Origin of the sequence: uncultured Gemmiger sp. (genome assembly GCA_944388105.1) — a bacterium.
Classification (GTDB): Bacteria; Bacillota; Clostridia; order Oscillospirales; family Ruminococcaceae; genus Gemmiger.
In genome coordinates, this window is sequence record CALXHN010000002.1 from 25,850 (window position 1) to 48,301 (window position 22,452).

Below are 22,452 nucleotides of genomic sequence, written 5' to 3' on the forward strand. Positions count from 1 at the left end.
AGGAGGGATGGGGCCGTGGCTGTGCAGAAGGCGACTTCCGCCCGGGAAGATGCCCGGGAAACCGCTGCGCGGCTGAGCGCGCCGCAGCATCTCACCACCACCCGGTTCGAGGAGCACAAGAGGATCGAAGGCTACGAGCAGGACCGGGCGGTTCCGGAGTTTTACGGCTGTGACCGGCTGTGGAAGATGGACACCCTGTACGGCCGCATCCAGATGGGATACCACCCGGGCCGGGGACAGAGCTTTCTGTTTGCCAACATCAAGACCTCCATCTTCGATACGGCGGCCTCGGAATACCAGCACCGCATGAAGGAGACCCAGCAGATGCGGGCGCTGAAAAGCGGCACCCAGAATATGGCGTACAGTTCCCGCCGCTGGCGCAACAGCACCGTGCTGCTGTACAAGGCGGAAAACAAGCCCTGGTCCGAACAGTCCATCGCCCCGTATCTCAAGCGGATCAACCTGGAGACCCTGCGCAAGACCATGCCCTTCCTGGAACGCAGCGAAGCCAGGGACCGGGAGGAAGGACGGCAGGAAAAGAAACGCCTGGAACAGCAGATCCGCAGCAAACTCCGGGAAGGAGACGGGGCGGCGGTGGCGGCCCTGCGCCTGCAGGAGCGGGAACTTTCCCGCCGGCAGGACACGCTGGGGGCGCTGCTGGTCCGCAAACAGACCCAGAGCCAGCTGTTTTTCCGCAAGATCAACATTGCCTTTGACCTGCAGAAGGCCAAAATGTTCGAATATTACCGCCGCGTGCGGGACCGCCGTGCCCAGCGTGCGGCCGAAGCGCGTGCCATGACGGGTACCGAGGAGACAAACCCCAATGCCAACACCGACCGCCGTGACAACTGAACAGTACATGGAGGCTGTATGCGCCGCCGGACGTGCCGCGCAGCGCGGCAGCGCTTCCGCGGAGCTGCGCGCTCTGGCCGAACTGGAACAGGGCGCGCAGTGCTTTTTGCCGGCGGCCCACCTGCGGGATGCCTGGGGCCTTACCCGGGCGGAGACCCTGCTTCTCTATGTCTGCATTGCCTGTCTGGCCGAAGGCAAGCCTCTGCCCGGTCGGGCCCAGGCCGCCTCGCTGCTGGCCGGTTTCGGCCAGGATTTCTGGCAGGGAACGGCAGGTTTGTTTGTCCCCGGCGCCGATGGCGGCTGTCTGCACCCGGCGGCGGTGGATTTTCTTTTGCAGCGCACGCCCCGGCCGTGGCCGGGGGCCCGTCTGGTCCTGGGAACGCCGGACACACTCTACCATTCCCAGGAGGTTCTGGAACGGATGGAGCGGTTTGTGCAGGCCCTGACCCGCACCCCACAGCCGGTGGATACCGCAGCCGTGGTGCTGTGCGGTCCCGACGGAAGCGGCCGGCGGTTCCTGCTGGAACAGCTGGCGGTCCGCCAGGGATTTTCCCTGCTGCTTCTGGAAACGCCGGACGCGTTGTCCGCCGCCGATCTGGAAGTATACAGCCGCATTTACAACGCGCTTCCCTGTGCCGTCAACGCCCGGAATGCATGGCCGGAACTGGCCGGATTGTCCCTGGCGCTGTACACCGCCCCCGAGCAGGGGCTGGAAGGTCCGGCACCGGCCCGGACGGTCCTGTGCTGCACGGTGCAGCCCATGACCCCGGCGGACAGTGTGCGGGCGGTGGAAAACCGCTGCGGAAAGGACGCGGCGGCCGTGTGGGCCCAGGCTGCCCGGGTCTGCCGCCCTGCGGTGGGCCGGCTGCTGGCTGCCTGCGGGCGGGCCGAAGCCCAGGCCCTGTGCGGCGAGAAGAAGGAATCCGCCTTCCTGCAGGCGCTGCGGGAGGAAAACGGTGCCGCCCTGCGCACCGGTGCCCAGAAGCTGACCACCGGCTACCGCTTTGCCGACCTGGTGGTCTCGGCGCCGGCGGAACGCCAGCTGCGGGAGATCTGCACCTTCGCCCGGGTCCGGGGCACCGTGTACGGCGACTGGGGCTTCGGACACAAATCCGGGGCCGGCCGGGGGATCACCGCTCTGTTTTACGGTGCTTCCGGCACCGGCAAGACCATGGCCGCCGGCGTGGTGGCCAATGAGCTGGGCCTGGAACTGTACCGGGTGGACCTGTCCCAACTGATCAGCAAATACATCGGGGAAACCCAGAAAAATATCGGCCGCATCTTCGATGGGGCCAGCCGGGGCGACTGTGTGCTCTTCTTTGACGAGGCAGATGCCCTGTTTGCCCGCCGGTCGGACGCTTCCGACGCCCAGGACCGGTACTCCAACGCCGAGATCGCCTATCTTCTGCAGCGGACCGAACAGTATGACGGCATCATCCTGCTGGCCACCAACCTGCTGCAGAATTTTGATGAAGCCTTCCGCCGCCGCATCGGGTTCATGGTGCATTTCACCCTGCCCGATGAATCCCAGCGCCTGCGTCTGTGGCAGGCGGCCTTCCCGCCCCGGACGCCGGTGGAAGGCCTGGACCGGGAACTGCTGGCGGCACAGCTGGAACTGTCCGGCGCCGGCATCCGGTCCTGCGCGGTGTATGCGGCCTGTCTGGCCGCGGCCGCACAGGCACCGGTGACCATGGACCTGGTGGTCCGGGCGGCCCGCCGGGAATACGAAAAAGAGGGAAAAGCCTTCCCGCCCAGACTGGACGCAATCTATCCGCAGGAAAGGAGTATGCAGGGATGAAAAAGATCTGGCAACGAATGCTGAGCCTGCTGCTGGCGCTGTTCATGCTGCCGGTGCTGGTTCCGGCGGAACTGGCGGCGGTGCTTCCGCTGACCACCGCCTACGCGGCAGACCCTGTGACCATTTCCTCCGAGGCGGAGTGGAAGGCATTTGCCAAGAGCGGCCCCGAGACCGGGACCGTGGTGCTGGGGGCGGACATCACCCTGACAGGTGAGATCCCCTCCAAGGCAAATTTCAGCGGCACGCTGGACGGGCAGGGCCACACCATCACCCTGGCCAACGGCAGCGTGTTCCGCCCCACTGCGTCGAATCAGGCCCAGATCGGGCTGTTTGGCACACTGAACAGCGGCGGCAAGGTGGAGAACCTGATCATCCGGGTGGACGGTATGGTAAACGGCACCTCCCTGACTTCGATGAAGATCAGTGCGGGCAACGAAACCGACAAGGCGGCCATTCACATCGGTGTGCTGGCGGGCCTGACCAATGAAAATTCCGAGATCCGGCGGGTGGCCGTGATGGCTGGACCCACAGGCGGCACCTTCCGGGCCGTCGTCAACCGGTGGCAGACCCAGGATGCCAATGTGGGCGGCCTGTGCGGCGGCTCCAACGGGGGCGTCGTGGACCAGTGCTATGTGGGAATCAACGTGCAGGGCTGGCGCATGGTGGACTCCGGCAATGAGGCCAAGCTGCGCACCGCCGGCCTGATCGGCTATACGAACAACAACTCCATCACCAACTGCATGGTCACCTCCTGCGAGATCAGAAACTATCATTCCAACCCCGACTGGCAGGAAAACAGCATAGGGCAGGCAGCCGCCCTGGTGGGGGAGATCACCAGCAACACCATGATCGACAACTGTGTCATGGATGGGGTGACGGTCTATTCCCATGACATTGCCGAAACCACCGCACCGGAAAACACCCCGGTGGACGGATTTCAACTCAACAGCAACAACCGGGGAACCACCGGTCTGGCCTATGCCCGGTCGGGCAGCAGCGTCTTTGTTACCAGATGCTTTGCGTACAACGGCACGACCATGAAGAACGGCGGCCTTTTCACGCCCGACCATACGACCACCGGACAGAACGCCCTGAGTGAGGCGGAGCAGACGCTGGTGGGAGACGGCACCACCTGGCTGATCGAGAGCAACGGCCGCCTGGGCCTTTCCTGGATGTACCAGGTCCCCCAGATCACCATGGAGCACGATGACAACAACCGGGATGTCAAGGTCACCGTCTCCCAGAAAGAACCGATCACCGTCCGTTCCGGGCAGACCACCTGGGAATACACCCTGCAGGCCAGCCTGCAGGGGAAAAATGCTACCCCCGCCGCACCCACGGCGGAGAAGGGGTACGTTCCTTCGGTGGCGTCGGTGGATATCCGGGAAAGCCGCACCACCGGCAATGACATCGAACCCGGCAGCCAGACCTATTACAGCGGCGGCAGCTATCAGTTCTATGCCAAGGTGACGGGCACCAACCTCACCGCCGAAAATACCCCCGTCAGCTGGGAACTGGTGAATGTGCCCATGAACGGGGGTACCCCGGCAGCCAGCATCGACGCTGCCGGCAAACTGACCGTGGCCGAGGGGTATTTCGGGGACCTGACCCTGAAAGCCACTGCCAGCGGCAAGAGCGATACCAGCACCATCACCATCCGTCCGGCCATCCTCACCATCCTGACGCCTGCGTCCGTATCTTCGGTACAGCAGGGCGGTTCGGTGGATTTCGGCGTCCGGATCCAGCGGTATTTCACCGGCAGCGGTACCGATGCCATCGAATGGACGGTATCCGCTACCGGCGGCAGCGTGAAGGACGGGACCAAAATCGACGATAACGGCGTCCTGACCGTAGACCCCGCCGAACCGGCCGGCACCACCCTGACAGTCTCCGCCACCCTGAGCGTGCAGGGGGTGAAGCCGGGAGAGGAAACGCTGGTCCCCACGGCGCAGACCACCATTCAGGTGGCGGCCTTCGCCACCCCCGAATCCGCCAAGCGGGATGTCACCCCCACCGCGGCGGGAGAAAAGGTGCAGGCATCACTGGTCCCCGGCCAGCAGCTGGAACTGACCCTGAAACAGTCCCGGGAACCCACCGCGCCGGAGGGCTGCACGGGAAAACCCACCACCCAGACCACCTATACCTGTGCCGAAAGCAACATCCTGACCGACAGCGGTTCGCCCAGCGGCAAGAAGATCTATACGGCGGCACAGGCGGGCGCGGCAACGGTCAGGGTCGCGCAGGACTTCACCTTCAGCAAGACGGAGGGCGGCGGCACCGAGACCGTTACCTGGACCTCGGAGGTGGCCGTTACCGTGAACGACCTGCCGGTGCCTTCTGCAGCGGATGAACAGGTCACCATGCAGTCGGTGGCCGGCACCCGGAACACCGCCCAGCTGGACACCACCTCCTCGGCGGCGTACCGGCTGGAGTTCCCCGCCGGAGACGCCAACCGGCAGTATCAGCTGACCATCACCGCCGACAGTGCCGAACCGACGCCCGCCGGCGGATGGCAGAGCCTGGGGGCGGATGCCTCCACCGTCACCCTCAACGCCCAGCAGGTCAAGGCCTTGCAGGAAGGCAAACTCTGCCTGTGGATGCGGCAGGCCAGTGCCGGGGGCCTGGCGGCCAGCAGTGTGGCCGGCTACAACGTGACCGAAGCCAGCGGCAGCCTGTATCTGGCAGCGCTGGACGACTATCCCGCGGATAGCGGCCTGGAACCCAAGAGCAATATCGTTGTGACCGGCCAGTGGACCGTGGACAACGGCCAGGTGGAAGGCCAGCCCACCTCTGTCCTGAAGCTTCTGGCGCAGGCGGACCCCAGCCTGGTGGGATATACCAGTCTGGATACCGGGGAAGTGTCCATCACCGTCCGGCAGGCAAGCGGCACTTACCAGAACAAGGGCACGGACCTGATCGTGGAGACCACCCAGTCCGTGGCGGTGGGGGATGCGGTGCTCAAACCCACCATCCAGCCCAACGCCAACGGGCAGCTCACCGGCAACTACTTCACCATCGATGTGCCCGACCAGGAAAACGTGGCGGTCTATTACCAGATCTACACCAACACCAGCACGGTTTCCCCGTCGGACTACCCCAGCGCCGACAACGGCGGCATCCTGTACACCAAAGGCACCCAGATCCCGTATCCCCAAGGCAACTACAAGATGGTCACGGTGGTGGCCATGGCATATCCCACCGACGATTCCGGCAAACTGCCCAGCAATGCGGACATCGTGACCTACACCCAAAGCAACCTGATCGCGCCCGATCCGCCGGAACTGCAGATCGGCAGCGACGGCAGTGCCTATGTGGGCAGCCATCTGTATGCGGAAGGGGAAGTGTTCCGGTTCGTCTATGACGCCACCTCGGCAGGCGATCAGGGCAAACCCTATGAATTGTACTACACCACCAACGGCAGCGACCCGGTGGCCGGCAGCGATTCCCGCCGGTATGACCCCGAAAACCCGCCCACCCTGCAGTTCAACCTGTCCAGCGAACTGGTCATCAAAGCGATCGTCTATGACCCCAGCTACGGGGTGCAGTCCAGCGTGGCCAGTTTTACGGTGCAGCGGCTGGGGGATGCGGGCAAACTGACCGCCTCGGTGTCCTCCGGTTCCCAGGTCCGCCCCGGACAGCAGGTGGCCCTGGAACTGTCCCAGGAGTTTGTGTCCAATCTGCCGGAGCTGGCCAACTTTGTGTCGGTCCAGTATGCCGAATACACCGCCGACTCTCCGGTGTTTGCCGCTTATGAGTCCTACACCGTGGCCGAAAATTCCGATACCCCCACCGAGGGGGTGCGCTACCTGGTGGTGGATTCCGGCACCAGCGTCAGCAGCAGCGAACTGCCCAACATCCGTTACCTGCTCAACGATGAGACCGGCGTGCTGTCGGATGTGGGCACCCAGTATCGCTATGCGGTCTGCCAGGTCTGGACCACCACCGACACCCAGGACCAGGTCACCCATCATATCCGCTACACCAATCCGGACCCCATCCTTCTGGAAGGCGCTTCCGGAGACAAGCTCACCCTGCGGGCGGCGGCGTTGGCCCCCAGCAGCGTCACCAGCTATCTGGACGGCGCGGAGACCACCTTCACCTACACCATCCGCGGCACGGTGGCCACCCCGCAGTCGGTGCCCCAGACCGACGCCCAGGGCAGCACCGCCGTGGATATCGGCGAGCGCATCGCCCTGATCGGTGCGGCCGATACCGAGATCTACTACACCACCGACGGCACCCAGCCCCAGGTGGTCTGGGTGGAAGCCGCCACCCCGGAAACCGCCTCGGGCGGACACTGGGAACCGGCCAGCGAAAGCACCATCCGGTATGAGGAAAACCTGCAGGTCCCCAACACCGATTCCAAACTGTTCATCCTCAACGCCATTGCGGTTTCGGTGAATGATTCGCTGGAAAACAGCCCGCTGGCCAGCTTTGTCTACACCGTCAATCCGCTGCCCCAGGCGGCTGCGCCCAGCGCCAACCCCACCACCGACGCCAGCAATCCCACCCGGCTGGCCAACGGGGAACGCATCAGCCTGACCACCAGCACCCTCAATACCGATATCTACTACACCACCGACGGCAGCGTGCCCAACTACGACGCCCGGGATGCCTGGGATGCCGCCTATGCCGCCGCTGCCCCGGAGGACAAGGGCCAGAATGCGGACGGCACCCGCTGGTACACGGACGGGGCCGGCATGCAGCAGACCGAACCTGCCACCCGTATCTATGACGTGCAGCAGGGGATCTCCATGAGCGCCACCGAGACCCAGCAGTTCTTCACGGTGACCGCCCTGGCCATTGACAGGGACCGTGTGGCGCCGTCGTCGTCGGTGTCCGAAGCCGTCAGCTACGTCTACCGTCTGGCGCAGGTGGAGGCGCCTGCCTCCAGCCCCGAAACCACTTCCGCCCAGGTGGCGGTGGTGGAACCGGGCACCACCATTGTGCTGACCAGCGGTACGGTGGGGGCCAAAATCTATTACACCAAAGATACCACCATGCCGGATCTGTCCGATACGGACGCCGTGGACAAGGCCTACGCCGAATGGTACGCGGGCTGGAGCGCCGCAGCGGAATCCAGCCGCGGGACCGACGCCAAAGGCCTGCGCTGGTATACCGTGGGCAGCACCCGCTACAGTGAACCCTCCACCATTCCCTATGACGCGGCGGAAGGCATCACCATGCCCAAGACCATCACCACCTTCCTGACCCTGCGGGCGGTTGCCGTGGTGACGGACGGTTCCCGGGCCGCCAGTGATGTGGTGACCATCAGCTACCAGCCTCCGGCTCCGGTCCAGGCAGTCTATGCCAGCCCGGTGGACGGAAGCTCGGTGGAATACGGCACCGCCGTCACCCTGAGCTGTGCCACCGAGGACGCCCAGATCTTCTACAAGGTCTATACCTCCGCCCCCGCTGACGGGGATGTGCCGGTGGTCAACAAGGACCTGGGCTACACCGAACCCATCTCCATCACCCAGGAAGTCTGGATCCGGGCCGTGGCGGTGCGCAGCAATGTGGAAAGCATCGTCACCACCTATCACTACACGGTGGCGCCCACCGCGGACGCCCCCACACCTTCCCTGCCCAGCGGCAGCGTGGTGCCCAAGGGAACCCGGATGGAACTGTCCGGGGAGGGCACCGTGGTCTATACCCTGGACGGTTCCGACCCCAAGGCAGCCGACAGCGAAAAGCTGTACGGCAACACCGTCAACCTGGACGGCAGCTACGGCACCACCCTGACGGTGCGGGCCTACATCCAGCGGGACGGGTATACCCCCAGCGATACGGTCTCCTTGGGCTACACCATCTGTGCGGAGGAGGATTACCTGAACATCTCGGTGGACAGCGGTTCGGTCATTGCCGACAACACCGCCGTCACCCTGAGTACCGCCATCACCAACGGCCGCATCTTCTACACCCTGGACGGCTCCACGCCCCAGGTCACCAATGTGTTCTCCGACGGCACCGGCAAAAACTACACCACCTATGAGTGGGCGGCCGGTTCCTCCTCCACCGTTGAGGGCAGCGGCTTCACCCTGTCCGGCACACCGGACGGCACCGTGACCGTGCGGGCCATCGTGGTGACCAACGGCGGAGACGGCGGTCAGGTCAAGACCTTCACCTACCGGTTCCAGCCCCAGGCTGCCGCACCCACCGCCAGCATCCCCACGGGGGCGGTGGTGTTTGACGGAGCGACCGTGACCCTCACCGCCAAGGAAGGCACCATCTACTACACCACCGACGGCAGCACCCCCAGCACCTCCTCCGCCATCTACAGCACGCCCATTGACGTGTCCGGGGCGGCAACCACCGTGCTGCGAGCCATGGCCGTGGTGGAAAACAAAGCGCCCAGCGCGGTGGCGGAATTCCGCTACACCCGTGCGGGCCAGGTGGCGGCCCCGGTGTTCAGCGTTCCTTCCGGGGAGATCGACACCGGCACCACCGTCACCATCACCAGTGCCACCCAGGACGCGGTCATCTACTATTCTACCGACGGCACCGAACCCACGGCGGACAATGTGAAGGAACTGACCATGTATGTGGCCCCCATCACCATCACCCGTGCGGTGACCATCAAGGCCATCGCCGTCAGTGACAAGCTGGATGAGAGCACGGTACAGTCGGCCACCTACACCGTCCGCAAGCCGGAGCCCCAGCCCACCGAGAATCCCGATTCCGAACCCGTACAGAATACCGTGACCGACCGCCTGACCAGCCGCCGCACCTACAACAGCGTGGACGACGGACCGTCCTACTCGGACGTGGTACTGCGGGAAAGCGCCAGCAACACGGTCCTTTCGGCACAGACCGGCGTGGTCCCGGAAGGCGCATTGCTCAGCGTCAAGCAGGTGGAACCCACCCGCAGCGACCAGACCTCGGTCCGGAGCAGCCTGGGCCAGAACATCGCCCTGGTGTATGAAGCACAGCTGACCCTGGACGGGGATACGGTCCGGCCTTCCGGCGAGGTGGAACTGGGATTCGCCATACCTGCCGAATACCAGAACGGTGTGGTCACCGTCAGCCGCATCAACGATGACGGGACCCTGACCCAGTTCACGGCCCGCCGTTCGGGCGGCATGGCCTACATCAAGACCAGCGAGATGGGGCGTTTCGCCCTCAGCGTTCCCCAGACCGAAGGCGCGGTTTCGCCCATCACCCGCATCCTGCTGTGGATCGGCGGGGTGGGGGCCGTGCTCCTGGGCCTGTTCCTGCTGCTGTGGTATCGCCGCCGCCGCAGGGAGGCCGAAGAACCGGAACCGGTTTCCTCCGACCCGGAATACCAGAACCTGGCGGAGTTCTTTGTGGGAACCGACCATACGTCCACCGAATAAGGGAACCACCCTTTCCATCCATTCACACAGAAAGCAGGCGGACCGATGCTGAATCGCAAATATTTTCCGTTCCAGCGCAACAACTACTATTACGGCAAGCTGCTTACCGCCCGGGATTTTGAGGAGGAGCAGCGCTACTACAACGACAAGCGCCGTCTGGGCAACCGCCTGACGGGGGCCAACGGCATTGTGGCCGGTCTGGGGGTCATCCGGGCCGACGACCTGTCCCTGGTGATCCAGGCCGGCTGTGCCTACGACGCCTCCGGGCGGGAGATCGTGGTCCCGGCCACCCGGGTGGTCAAACTTTCCACCATCGAAGGGTTCGCCCAGCTGGCCACCTCCTGTGCGCTGCTGGGGATCCGGTACGATGAACAGCCCGCCGAGGAGATGTACGCCGTCATGGACCCCAGCGGGGAGACGCGCTACAACCGGGTGCGGGAACAGTACAGCCTGATGCTGCTGGATGAAAACCTGGCCCCCGCCATTTCCACCCCGCTGTCCGGATTTGTGGGCACCACGGTGATCTACTCCGATCAGGAGGTGGAAGTGGTGCAGGACACCCCGCTGTATGTGGCGCGGGAAAGCCTGGTGCGGATAGCCACCACCATCCGCCGCACCGGCGCCGGCACGGGGGAATATTCCTTCGCCTACCGGCTGGACGCACCGGGCTTTACGGGTCCGGAGGGCGCGGGTGCCGAAGTCGCCTGCAACAACCTGCGTCTGGCCCAGGGGGAGGAATACACCGTCTACACCGTCCTCACACCGGAAGAATACCTGTGGGGCGGCAACAGCGCGGCCCTGACCCTGAGCGACTTTGCCATCCGCCGCAATGACGAAACCTTCGTGCTCAACCAGAACATGGAGATCGCCCTCAAGCCGGTGGACAGCGATATCGAAAACCGGTACCTGGCGGAGTACTACCAGCGCTCCATGGACACCGAGCTGGAAGAAAGCTACGACGAGCGGCTCTGGCTGGCCCGTGTGCGGCTGATCCGCCAGGGCAACGCGGTCATCATCGACCGGGTGGAACCGGTCCCTTACGGGCAGTACTGCTACAACGCCCAGCAGCTCATGATGCTGCGGCGTCTGTCGGAATACTATCCGCCCCAGTCCATGGCCCCCGCGGTCAGCGCCGATCCCGGCGTTGCGCCTCCGCGCCCCGGTGTGGCCGCCGATCGCCCGGAACCGGCCCGCAGCACTTCCTGCGGCGTGTTTGATTTCCCGCTGGGGATGGGCGGCTCCACACGGCAGCCCCTGTTCTCGGACGAGATCATGCACGGGCTGGGACCCGGCCCGGTCTGCGTGCAGATCGGGGTGGAATACATCACGGCCGACGGCCACGGCGGCACCACCGGTGAACTGCTGTTCGGTGACACCTCCATCTTCGCGGGGGAACACCGCCAGAGTGCCGCCGAGCGGGTCTACCAGCTCAGCACCGCCGTCAAGGTCCTGCCGGAGCGGGGCACCTTTGTGGTGGGGCTCCGCCTGCTGGAGGACACCGGCCTGATCAGCCTGCGCATCCGCTGGTTTGCCTTCCGCGCCGGGGAGCTGGACAAGCAGTTCCAGCAGCACCGGGCGGGCGAGCCCATGCTGCTGGTCAACCCGGATACCATCGTTCTGCAGCCCAAGGCCACGGCGCATATCTCGCCGGTGTTCATCAACATGCCCAGCGAGGCCTGCAACTTCTCCATCCGTGACCCGGAAGGCGGCAGCATCGACAACAACGGCACCTACACCGCGCCGGCGCGGGAAGGCGTGTACGAGATTCGCGTGGAAGCGGTCAGCGACCCAACGGTATGCGCCTACGCCTTCGCCATCGTCAGCCAGAAAAAGAAAGAACAGCCCGAGACCTGAACTTCCGGGCTGAATCCCGGGAAAGGGGGAAGAACGTCGGATGATCGCGGTGCTGAACATGGACCTGGAACCGGTCCGTCTGGTGCTGGCCAATGAAGTGGAACGCATCCAGGTCTGCGAGGACCGTCGCCGTGCGTCCGGCGTGCTGTACACGGTGGTGTCGGTCACGGCCCCGGTGGTGCGTCGGGCAATGGCCTCCCTGGTGGCGGGGGATGCTTTCGGACAAAACGGAGAGTTCCTGGGCAGTGCCTCCCAGGGAGAAGCGCTGCACCTGGTGTTCCGTTACCGGCCCGAAAGCCTGCTCACCAGCCGGGAATCCATCTACGGTGTGGATTTTCCCCACCGCCGCGCCATGGCGGAGCGGCTCCTGGCCGCCTGCGCCGAGACCCAGCTTCCCCCGTCCCTGGCCCTGCTTCTGCTCCACAACCGCTGTGTGAACCTGAGCGAAACCGGGGAAGTCTATTTCAACTATTTCTTCGATCTGGCGGATTACCGCCCCGGCCGGGACATGGCCGCCTTCTGTCGGGCCGCCGCCGAAAAGGTGTTTGCCCTGCTCAGCGCGGCCTATGAACCGGAAGCGGAAGGGCAGCTTTCCCGCTATCCCCGGGAGCTGGTGGCCTTTTACAAAAAGATGCAGGCCGGCGGCTTTACCACGGTGGGGGCCATCCTGGCGGCGGTGCGGGCTATGCCCGACAACCCGGAACCGCCCCACCGGGGGCTGCGCCGTCTGTGGGACCGGGTCCTGGCATTCTGGGCCTTTGTGCGGCGCCATTCCATGGCCATCTTCCTGACGGCCCTGGTTTGCCTCACCCTGGTTTATGCGGTGTACCAGATCACCCTGCGGATGTCCGCCCAAAGCGCCGCCAAAGAAAATACGGCGTACGGGGGCATGCAGACCATCGGGGAAGTGTCCCTGATGGACGAAAATGAGTAAAAGGGAAAGGGGGGACGAGAGGTGAAAAAGGAAGGCAGAGGCATCCTCATTGCGGTGTTTGTGCTGGCGCTGTGCCTGAGTGTGGTGCAGAACATTGTGCTGGCATCCCACAGCTATTCCAATCTGGCCGCCGTACAGTACACGGAAGGCGGCGCGCTGCTGGCCCGCTACGGGGAGAACGGCCTGATCGTGGAGCGTGTGGAACCGGACTCGACGGTTTCCCAGCGGTTTACGGTCCCGGAAAAGATCGGCGGCAAGCGGGTATCCCTTCAGGATATGGCGGCCGATACCCTGGGCAATGTCTATCTGCTGCTGGAACTCAGTGATCCGCTGTCCGGCAGTCCGGTTTCCCAGCAGCTGCAGGTATACCGGCCGGGACGGCTGCTCTTTCCCAAAATTTCGTCCCATACCCTGGATCCCGGCGCCACCAACGTGCGCTGGCGCTGGCTGTCCGTCACCAGTTCGGTCAGCATCATGGGCACCACCGCCGACGGCAGCAGCCTGGTGCGGGAAGTGTACGAACCCGCCGCCCTCACCCAGGGCGGAGACCTGACCGCCAAACTCAACCGGGGCTACACCATCGACCCTGACGAGGGCATCTGGCGTGCCTGGGCCATGGGCAGCGACACCGCCTATATCTCCGGTTCCGGCAAGCTGTTCCTGGCCAAGGAAGGGCAGGGCACCACCGAGATCTATCCCGCCCGCGTGCTGGAAGAGGTCATGTATCCCATTTACGCTTCGCCCATCGACACCGGCACCATGTATCTGGGCGAGCAGGAAAGCGGCGATCTGCTTTCCATCGACCTGACCACCCGGCAGACCACCGTGCTCAAATCCGGCACCGAACCCTTTGCCGGTTCTGCCAGCTATGCGCCGGCGGATCTGGTGCAGGCGTCCATAGAAAACGAGCAGAATTTCGTGGGCGTGGTGAAAAATGAGACGGAAAACCGGTATGAGCTGATCCTGTCGGTGGACGGGCAGGTGGAAGTCATCTCCACGGTGCGTCCCGGCATTCCCATCCTGCTGGGCAATACCCTGCTGTGGACGGTGATCTGGCTGCTGGTGTTCGCCGCAGGGGCGGTGCTCCTGCCGGCGGGGCTGAACGCCCTGCGCAGCCGCCGGACCCTGGCCGCCAGACTCATGGTGGCCGCCGTGCCGCTCCTGGCGCTGTCGGTGGTGCTGTTCGGTGCCTTTGCCTACCGGACCTACGCCAACGCCATCCGCCAGAGCTTTGAAAAGCAGGTGGTGGATGAAGGCAACATGCTTATGGCCCTCTTCGGCACCGAGAGCTTTGACGGCATCGAGTATCCCTACGATTATACCGGCGACGATTACGGGTATCTGCTCAACCAGATGAACACCCGTTCGGTCTACACCCGCACCGCCTACTATGAGCGGGGCATGCTGTACACCGGCGTGGACCGGGATGCCCCCTGCTTCTATCCCTTCACCGTCAACATGAACGCGGAAGCGGATTCCCTGTATCTCAAGGCCGCCTACACGGGCGCAGCCCAGACCGGCGTCCTGCGGGACAAAAACGGGGAGCGGCTGGTCTGCGTCACGCCGGTGGGCGGCATGTCGGGCAGCACCGTCTATCTGCTGGAAACCGGCATCCAGATGGACAACGTCCGGCAGTACACCCGGGCATACCTGCTGGGCTTCTGCCTGGTGGGGGCGGTGTTCCTGGCAGCGGTCAGCGCCGTGCTGGCCCTGGTGTTCCGCCGGGTGCTCAGTCCGCTGAGCAAGATCCGCAGCGGCCTGGAACAGTTTGCCCAGGGCAACCGCAACGTGCGCCTGGAAGATGACGATTCGGAGGAATTTTCCGGTATCGTGCGGGTCTTCAACAAGATGGCCGGCGATATCGACGTCCAGATCTACAACCTGCGCCAGACCAGCGCCACCTATTTCCGGTTCATTCCCCAGAAGGTGTTCCAGCTGCTGGGCAAGGAGAACCTGGGCGATCTGGACCTGGCCAGCGGCAAGCACGCTTCCTACCACATCCTGAGCGTGGACATGACCCTGAGCGCCCGTCTGGCCCAGGACGAGGTCAAGGAGCGCACCGACCGGTTCTTTGCCATTGTGGATGAGCTGTGCGAGGAGTACGGCGCCGTCCTTCTCACCGACAGCGTCAACCTGCGCCGACTGCAGGTGATCTGCCCCTCCGGCGGGGACAGCGCGGTGGACATCGCCCTGGCGGCGTTGTCCCGCCTGGACAGCGTCAATGCGGCAGCACCGGTGCAGAGCCGGATGGAAGCCTTCTTCCTGGTCCACCGGGCCGAGGTGTATTACGGCATCTGCGGGGACGAAAAGCGTCTGGTGCCCGCCATGATCAGCGGGGAGATGGACGCCCTGGCCGCGCAGGCCGGAGAGCTCCGGCAGTTCTCCAGCCGTCTGGTGGTCACCCGGGCCGCCCTGGAAGGCATGGACGAGAGCCACTACTTCCATCGGTTCATCGGCTGTCCCGAAGGCGCGGATGAAACCCGCTTCGGTCTGTATGACTTCTATGACAGCTGTACGCCGGAAGAGATCCGCCTGATCAACGAGACCCGGGAGACCTTCGACAAGGCGATGGAACTGTACCGGGAAGGCCGCTGGTACGACGCCAAGAACATGTTTGCGGTGGTTCTGCGGGAGAACCAGTATGACAACGTTTCCCGCACCTACATTTTCCGCTGCGAAAAGCGGCTGTGACACATTCTGACCGGAAGGGGGTGAGCCTTTGTTCAAGCTGCTGGCAAGTATTTTCAAGCGTGTGGTGACGGCCGTCACCAACCCCTTCCGCATGCTGGTCGTGCGGATCCAGCGGATGTTCAACGTCAACATCCTGACGGCCAAGCTCATCCCGCCTCTTACCAAAAAGGTCAAGGCCCTGGTCACCCTCAAACCCCAGTCGCCCCAGGATTATTTCAGTGTGGGGCGGTACTGGGTCTACAAAAAGCTGTTCCTGACCCTGATCCTGGTGCTGTGTGCGGCGGTGTTCCTGTACTTTTCCATGTTTGCCCCAAAGGTGACACCCAAACCCTCCCAGCCGGAACAGGTCATGACCACGGTGACCTTTGATTTTGACGATATGGCCCTGGCCGACTACACGGGCGTGGCCAACATCCGGGCAGCGGACGGCACCGTGGTGTATGTGGGGGATGTGGTGGCCGGCGTATGCACCGGCAACGGCACCCTGCGGGACCGCAAGGGCCGCCTGGTGTATGAGGGCGGCTTTGAAAACAACCAGTACAGCGGCCAGGGGGTGCGCTACTGGCCCTCCGGCAATCCCATGTACGAGGGCGGGTTTGAGAAAAACCAGTACAGCGGGGAAGGGGTCCTGTACGCGGAGGACGGCCGCACGGTCCTGTATGCAGGCAGCTTCAAGGGCGGCCTGCGGGACGGCGCCGGCAAAGCGTACGGGGAATCCGGGACCCTGCTCTATGAGGGCGAGTTCGCGGAGGACCTCTACCACGGTTCCGGCACGGAATATTACGAAAACGGCATCATTGCCTACACCGGCCAGTTCTTCCGCGGGGAACCCCAGGGCGAAGGCACCCTGTACAGTACCCAGGGACGTGCCCTCTACACCGGCTCGGTGTACGCCGGCAAGATCAATTACAGCGCCCTGGTGGGGGCCACACTGGCCGACCTGGAAGCGGCCTTCACCGAGACCCCCTGCATCTACTACAACGACACCGAAAGCGTGTTCCTCTACCAGGAAGCCGGCGTGGTCATTACAGTGGACTGCCGGGTCCGGGTGGATGTGTGGGAAAACGCCAACGCCGCGGCGGACCAGAGTGCCCCGCTGTATTACATGCCCGCCTCGGTGCAGACAACCGGCGCCACGGTGCGGGCGGTACACGCCCAGGGCGGAACCGGCATCCGCACGGTGGGGTGGGTGAATTCCGGCGGGGAATCCTCTTCCGGCGGGACTTCCGCCACCCCGGCACCGGCCACCCCGGCTCCCACGGCGGTGCCGGCCACGCCGGTCCCCGCCGCGATGGCCCCGTCCGGGAGCACCGCTTCCGGCGGTACCGCGGCTTCGGTCACCGCGCCGACCCCCAGCCCGACACCCAATCCGACCCCCATCCCGTCGCCCACCCCGTCGCCTGTGCCGTCGGCCGCTGCGGCCCCGGATTTCATCCAGAAAAACCTGACCCTGTATTTTGAGATCGACAGCAACATCTGGCAGGCGGAGGCCGACCTGGACAAGACCAAGGTCTTTGTCAGCGAGGTCACGGTATGTGCGGACAACATCCCGCTGGAAACTCTTTCCGCGGACGTGTATGAGGAGGACCGGCCTCCGGCCATCCAGGATTGCGTGGCCATTGAGCGCCTGCGCCGGGACGAGGCCACGGCATTTTCCAATGTGACCTTCCAGCTGGACCAGCAGAACAAGCTGTTTGTGGAGGTCAGCGGCGTGAGTTATGCCAACCAGATCCAGCGCTACGGGCTGGAAAAGGATGGTCTGGTATACGAATACTGCTATCCCTACGACACCGGCACCGTGCTGGATACCGACACCGCCGGCACTGCGCCCATGTATTATTCCATCCGAAAGGGGTGATGCGTCCATGGCAGATTTTTCCGTTGTGGCCGATGTGAGCGCCGGCCTGCTCCGGCTGCTGCGGGCGCAGATGTGCCCCTCCCCGGTCAGTGCCCCGGAGTCCATCCGGCTGGCGGCCCCCACCGACAAAAACGGGGACTTTCAGCTGGGGCTGTACCTGTACGATCTGCGGGAACTGGGCGAATACCGGGCCGGGGCCCTGCAGCGCGGGGCGGACAACATCCGCCGCCGTCCGCCCCGTCCGCTGACGCTGCATTACATGCTGTTCCTCAACAGCAAGGCGCAGATGGCCACCGGTGCCGAGGCGGAACAGCGCATCCTGGGCAGGGCGCTGCAGGTGCTGTCGGACTACCCCGCCGTGGATGTGAACGAACTCCATCCCTATTCCCCGGAACCGGAGGAGGCCGCCGCCATCTCCCTGCTGACCCTGACCTTTGAGGAAAAAACCAAGATCTGGGCGGCATTGTCCACCCCCTATCAGCTGGGAATCTACTTTTCCGTGTCGCCGCTGATGCTCTCCTCCCGCCGGGAGGAATCCTTCGCCCGTGTGCGTGAGGTGGAGATACGGGGCAAACGTCCTCTGTGAGGGCGGCGCGCCGCAAGGCGTCCGCCGAAAGAAGGTGATGTGTTTTGATTCATATTTCCCTGCGTTTCGCGTTGCTGCTGAAAGACGATTTCAGCGGTGCGACCATAGCGGACGGCGGGCAGCGGTTCTTTGTCAACGGCCGGCCCGTCCGTCCCATCCGCAAGCCGGAAGGATTCTTTGTGTTCACCGCAGAGTCCGCCCCCGGACCGGAACCGGCCGACGGCTGGGAAGTGCGGATCGAAAGCACCCGCTATTTTGCCAGGACGTTGTCCGTCCGGTCGGACCAGCTGCCCCCGGACATGCCTCTGCGCCTGGTCCAGATGTACCGCCGGCCCCACAGCGGGTTTGCCGACTGTGACTGGTTTGAGGCCAAGGGCCCGCCGGGAAGGCTGGCCGCGCTCCTGTTCCGGGAGGACCCGCCCCTGGCGCTGAAAGCTTTTTCCGGCAACGGAGAGGCCATCAGCCTGCGCGGGTACATGGCGGCCAATCTGGTTTGGCGGCGTATCTGCGTGGGCAGCGGCTCCAAAGCGGAGCTGTTTACCCTGACGGCCCGCCGGCCGGACGGCGGATACCGGGTGGATCATCCTGCCCGGAAGCGCTGGAAGGAAGGGGCGCCCGTCTATCTGACGGCCTGCGCTCCGGCCCAGCCCGACGGACGCTGCAGTGTTCCCATCCCGCCGGGATGGGCGGACAGGGACCCCGTTGTCCGCTGGTATGATGAGGAGGCGATGCGATGGCAGGAAATCTAGTCTGCGCCGGTGCCCAGCTGATGTGCAGCTTCGGCATGGCGCCGTCCGCGCTGGTGGTCACCCCGCAGAACAAGGTCCTGTGCGGCGGTCCGCCCGCAGCCAACATCATGGATATGAAACCCATGACCAACATCGTGCCCTTTGGCATGTGCAGCTCAATGGCCAATCCCACGGTGGCCTCGGCCACTTCCGCCGCCATGGGCGTGCTCACGCCCATGCCCTGCGTGCCGGTCATCACCGGACCCTGGGTACCGGGCAGCACCACCGTGCTGCTGGGCGGCATGCCGGCACTGAACAGTACCTGCAAACTGATGTGCGCTTACGGGGGAGTGATCCAGATCGTATCCCCCGGGCAGATAAAAACGACCGTAGGCAACTGACCCACGCAACAAAAAAACAAATCGAAAAGGAGGAGTGGTCCGGCGCATGACCGGCCGGACCCAGACAGATTATGGCTGAGTATTTATCCCCCGGAGTGTACGTGGAAGAATTTGAATCCGGCATGCGCGCCATGGAAGGCGTCAGCACCAGCACCGCCGGTTTCGTGGGCATGGCGGAGCGCGGCCCCGTGGTCGGCACGCCGGAATTCCTCACCAGCTTTGCCGACTACAAACGCAAGTTCGGCGGCTATTTGTCCGAAAACACCCATGGCGGCAACCGTTTCCTGCCCTACGCGGTGGAGCAGTTCTTTGCCAATGGCGGCGCCCGCTGCTATGTCATGCGCGTGGCCCCCGCCGACGCCAAGGCCGCCAGTGCGGTGATGAGCTGCGTGGTGCTCACCGCCAAGAACCCCGGCAAGTGGGGCAACGGCATCCGGGTCACCGTCACCGCGGCCTCCAAGGGCAAGACCCAGGCCGTGGCCGTGACCGAGGATGCGGCCGCCGCCAAGACCTACACCCTCAAGAATGCCTCCGTCTTCAGCGTGGGCGATGTGGTGGCCCTGTATGAGAGCGGCCGTCTGGCCGGTCACAACCGGGTGGCCCGCGTCCAGGGCAACGAAGTCTCCTTTGAAAACGAGTTCGAGCAGGACATCGTGGACGCCGGTCTGGTGCCCCGCCGTATCCTGGCCAGCTGCGAAGTGAACATCGAGATCAGCTGCGAAGACGTGGCCGAAACCTATGAGAACGTTTCCCTGAATCCCCAGGATGCCAGCTACATCGAAAACAAGCTGGCCCGGTCGGCCCTGGTCTCGGTCAAGGTCACCCCGGTGGAGGATGTCTGCCCGCCCATGCTGGCCCTCACCGGCGACGCAGCCGGGGAAAAGGCGGTCTTCACCCTGTCCGGCGGCACCGACGGCGACTGCCGGAAGATGGAAGATGCCATCTACATCGGCGGCGGCGACGCCCCCGGCAAGCGCACCGGTCTGGCCGCCTTTGAGGAAGTCAGCAACGTGAGCATCATGGCCATCCCCGGCATCACCAGTCCGGCCGTGCAGCTGGCGCTGGTGGCCCACTGCCAGAACCTGGCCAGCCGGTTTGCCGTGCTGGACATGCCTCTGGAACTGACCAAACCCCAGGATCTGCTGACCCACCGGGAGATCGTGGATTCCGACTACGCAGCCATGTACCATCCCTGGCTGGAAGTGTACGATATGGCGGCCAAGCGTCCTGCCTACATTCCGCCTTCGGGGGCCGTGTGCGGAATCTATGCCCGCAGCGACAACACCCGCGGCGTGCACAAGGCGCCCGCCAATGAGGTGGTCAACAACTGCATCGGCCTGTCCTGCATGTACAACAAGGGCGAGCAGGACCTGCTCAATCCCGCCGGCGTCAACCTGATCCGTGCGCTGCCCGGCCAGGGCATCCGGGTGTGGGGCGCCCGCACCTGCTCCAGCAACAGCCTGTGGAAGTATGTCAACGTCCGCCGTCTGTTCATCTATCTGGAAGAGACCATCCGCACCCAGACCAGCTGGGCGGTGTTCGAGCCCAATGACGAGGTCCTGTGGCTGCGCGTGCAGCGCACCATCGTTTCCTTCCTGCGGGATATGTACCGCTCCGGCGCGCTGGTCGGTGCCACCGAGGACGAGGCCTTCTTCGTCAACATCGGCCGCGACACCATGACCGAGCAGGATATCGCCAACGGCCGCCTGATCTGCGTGATCGGTGCCGCGCCCAGCCGTCCTGCCGAATTCGTCATCTTCCGCATCACCCAGAACATGAAAGAGTGACGCCCCCGGGCAAGCTGAACGAAAGGATGGAACATAACCATGGCAGTCAATACCTATCCCTTTAAGAAATACAACTACCGCGTGGAGATCGACAGCATCGACGTGGCGGCCTTCTCGGAGGTCAGCGGCTTTGATGCCAGCGTGGACGTCATCGAATACCGCGAAGGCACCGATCCCATCAACTCCCCCCGCAAGATGCCCGGCCTGACCAAGTATGGCAACGTCACCCTGAAATGGGGCATGACCGAAAACCTGTCCTTCTATGAATGGGTGGCGGGCATCTCCGACGGTTCCAAGGCCGCCGCCGAGGACCGTGTCCAGGACATCACCATCTACCTGCAGGACGACGCCCACAACGACATCGCCAGCTGGACCCTGGTCAATGCCTGGCCCTGCAAGTACACCGCCCCCGACTTCAACGCCTCCTCCAGCGAGATCGCCTTCGAGAGCGTGGAACTGGCCTTTGAGGAAATGCGCAGAGACCAGTAACCGGCCTGCGCCACTGCGTCCCGGATCCCCGCGCGGCCCCGGTGCCGCGCGGGTGCGGGACTGAAAGGAAGATACCATGGAAGATTTTGCCACCGAATTTGAGTTCGATCTGCCCAAAGGGTACATCGATGCGGCCGGCACCCTGCACAAGCACGGGGTCATGCGTCTGGCCACGGCGGCGGACGAGATCCTGCCTTTGCGGGACCCCCGGGTGGTGCAGAATCCCGGTTACCTGACCATCATCCTGCTTTCCCGGGTCATCACCAGTCTGGGCACCGTTCCCAAGATCGATCCCCGCGTCATCGAGCGGCTCTACTCCTCCGACCTGGCGTTCTTGCAGAGCATGTACCAGCGCATCAACGCCGTGGAGCCCATCGTGGAGACTTGTGTCTGCCCGGAGTGCGGCCATACCTTTGAGCATCAGGTAAATTTTACTTCAGCGGAGTAACCCTCTATCCCGAGCAGGAACTGTACAAGGAGGTCTCCTTCCTGGCCTACTACTACCACTGGGATTACAAGACGGTTATGACGCTGGACCATCAGACCCGGCGCCGGTTCTGTGCGGAGATCTCCGCCATCCACAAGGAACTGAACCAGACGCCCAAAAACATCTTTGAGGTATAAACCATGGGGAATGCCAACACACCGAACAAACGGCCGGAACCGGTTTCGGGCTATCAGTTTCAGGTTTTTGTCAGCAATATCCGCATGGGTTTTTCCAAAGTGACCAACATCGAGGAATCCATCGAGACCCAGGCGTTTCAGGAAGGCGGCGTCAACGACCGCGTGTACTCCCTGTGCCGTCCCGCCTCCGCCGAGCGGACCCTTGTGCTGGAACGGGGACTGGGCAACAGCGGTCAGGTGACCGACCTGCTCAGCCCGCGTTCCGCCGTGGGCCGGCGCATCCTGCCCGATATCCTGATCATGGTGGGCGGACGCGGCGGCGCTGTCAGCAACATTTATCAGGTGCACGGTGCGGTCATCAAGCGCTGGAGCCTGGGGGAACTGGATGCCCTGAACAGCCAGGTGGTCATCGAGCGGTTCGAACTGACCTACGAAACCCTGGAAACCTGTCCCGTCAGCAAAAATCTGGCCGGACGGTCCCTGGCCTCGGTCAGGGCGGGGGATGTGTGACCCGGC

Annotated in this window: 14 protein-coding genes and 1 pseudogene; all 15 read left to right on the forward strand. The window is 64.0% G+C overall.

Translation table 11 applies throughout. The annotated features are described in order from the left end of the window. Positions 1-15: 15 nt before the first annotated feature. Positions 16-852 carry a hypothetical protein gene (locus Q0K17_RS00450; protein ID WP_294538471.1) on the forward strand — a complete coding sequence of 279 codons (837 nt, stop codon included), beginning with the start codon at positions 16-18 and terminating at the stop codon, positions 850-852. After that, positions 824-2,650: an ATP-binding protein gene (locus Q0K17_RS00455; protein WP_294538474.1), complete on the forward strand. Its 1,827-nt coding sequence runs from the start codon at positions 824-826 to the stop codon at positions 2,648-2,650. Before Q0K17_RS00450 ends, Q0K17_RS00455 begins: the two co-directional genes overlap by 29 nt. Next, the gene (locus Q0K17_RS00460; protein ID WP_294538476.1) at positions 2,647-9,984 is read left to right on the forward strand and encodes an FN3 associated domain-containing protein; all 7,338 of its coding nucleotides are present in this window, start codon (positions 2,647-2,649) and stop codon (positions 9,982-9,984) included. The genes Q0K17_RS00455 and Q0K17_RS00460 overlap by 4 nt, the downstream gene beginning before the upstream one ends. A gap of 45 nt (positions 9,985-10,029) precedes the next feature. Beyond that, positions 10,030-11,838 carry a hypothetical protein gene (locus Q0K17_RS00465; RefSeq protein ID WP_294538479.1) on the forward strand — a complete coding sequence of 603 codons (1,809 nt, stop codon included), beginning with the start codon at positions 10,030-10,032 and terminating at the stop codon, positions 11,836-11,838. A gap of 40 nt (positions 11,839-11,878) precedes the next feature. After that, the gene (locus Q0K17_RS00470; protein WP_294538481.1) at positions 11,879-12,772 is read left to right on the forward strand and encodes a hypothetical protein; all 894 of its coding nucleotides are present in this window, start codon (positions 11,879-11,881) and stop codon (positions 12,770-12,772) included. Between the two features lie 21 nt (positions 12,773-12,793). Next, complete coding sequence (locus tag Q0K17_RS00475; protein ID WP_294538483.1) at positions 12,794-15,463, forward strand: methyl-accepting chemotaxis protein; 2,670 nt, start codon at positions 12,794-12,796, stop codon at positions 15,461-15,463. 28 nt (positions 15,464-15,491) lie between these two features. Then, on the forward strand, positions 15,492-17,321 hold the full coding sequence (locus Q0K17_RS00480) for a hypothetical protein (protein WP_294538486.1): 1,830 nt from the start codon (positions 15,492-15,494) through the stop codon (positions 17,319-17,321). Between the two features lie 7 nt (positions 17,322-17,328). Next, positions 17,329-17,907, forward strand: coding sequence for a DUF4255 domain-containing protein (locus Q0K17_RS00485; RefSeq protein WP_294538488.1), 579 nt, complete (start codon positions 17,329-17,331; stop codon positions 17,905-17,907). 44 nt (positions 17,908-17,951) lie between these two features. Next, positions 17,952-18,656 (forward strand): hypothetical protein, encoded by a 705-nt coding sequence (locus tag Q0K17_RS00490; RefSeq protein ID WP_294538491.1) that lies wholly within the window; start codon positions 17,952-17,954, stop codon positions 18,654-18,656. After that, positions 18,641-19,036 carry a DUF4280 domain-containing protein gene (locus tag Q0K17_RS00495; protein WP_294538493.1) on the forward strand — a complete coding sequence of 132 codons (396 nt, stop codon included), beginning with the start codon at positions 18,641-18,643 and terminating at the stop codon, positions 19,034-19,036. Before Q0K17_RS00490 ends, Q0K17_RS00495 begins: the two co-directional genes overlap by 16 nt. A 71-nt stretch (positions 19,037-19,107) precedes the next feature. Next, complete coding sequence (locus Q0K17_RS00500) at positions 19,108-20,823, forward strand: phage tail sheath family protein (protein WP_294538495.1); 1,716 nt, start codon at positions 19,108-19,110, stop codon at positions 20,821-20,823. Positions 20,824-20,862: 39 nt separating this feature from the next. After that, on the forward strand, positions 20,863-21,312 hold the full coding sequence (locus Q0K17_RS00505) for a phage tail protein (RefSeq protein ID WP_294538498.1): 450 nt from the start codon (positions 20,863-20,865) through the stop codon (positions 21,310-21,312). 76 nt (positions 21,313-21,388) lie between these two features. After that, positions 21,389-21,760 carry a phage tail assembly protein gene (locus Q0K17_RS00510; protein ID WP_294538501.1) on the forward strand — a complete coding sequence of 124 codons (372 nt, stop codon included), beginning with the start codon at positions 21,389-21,391 and terminating at the stop codon, positions 21,758-21,760. An 11-nt stretch (positions 21,761-21,771) separates the two neighbouring features. Then, positions 21,772-21,936 (forward strand): annotated as a pseudogene (locus Q0K17_RS11255) (DUF6760 family protein); the annotation flags it as partial. Positions 21,937-21,939: 3 nt separating this feature from the next. Further along, complete coding sequence (locus Q0K17_RS00515; RefSeq protein ID WP_294538502.1) at positions 21,940-22,446, forward strand: phage tail protein; 507 nt, start codon at positions 21,940-21,942, stop codon at positions 22,444-22,446. Positions 22,447-22,452 lie beyond the last annotated feature (6 nt).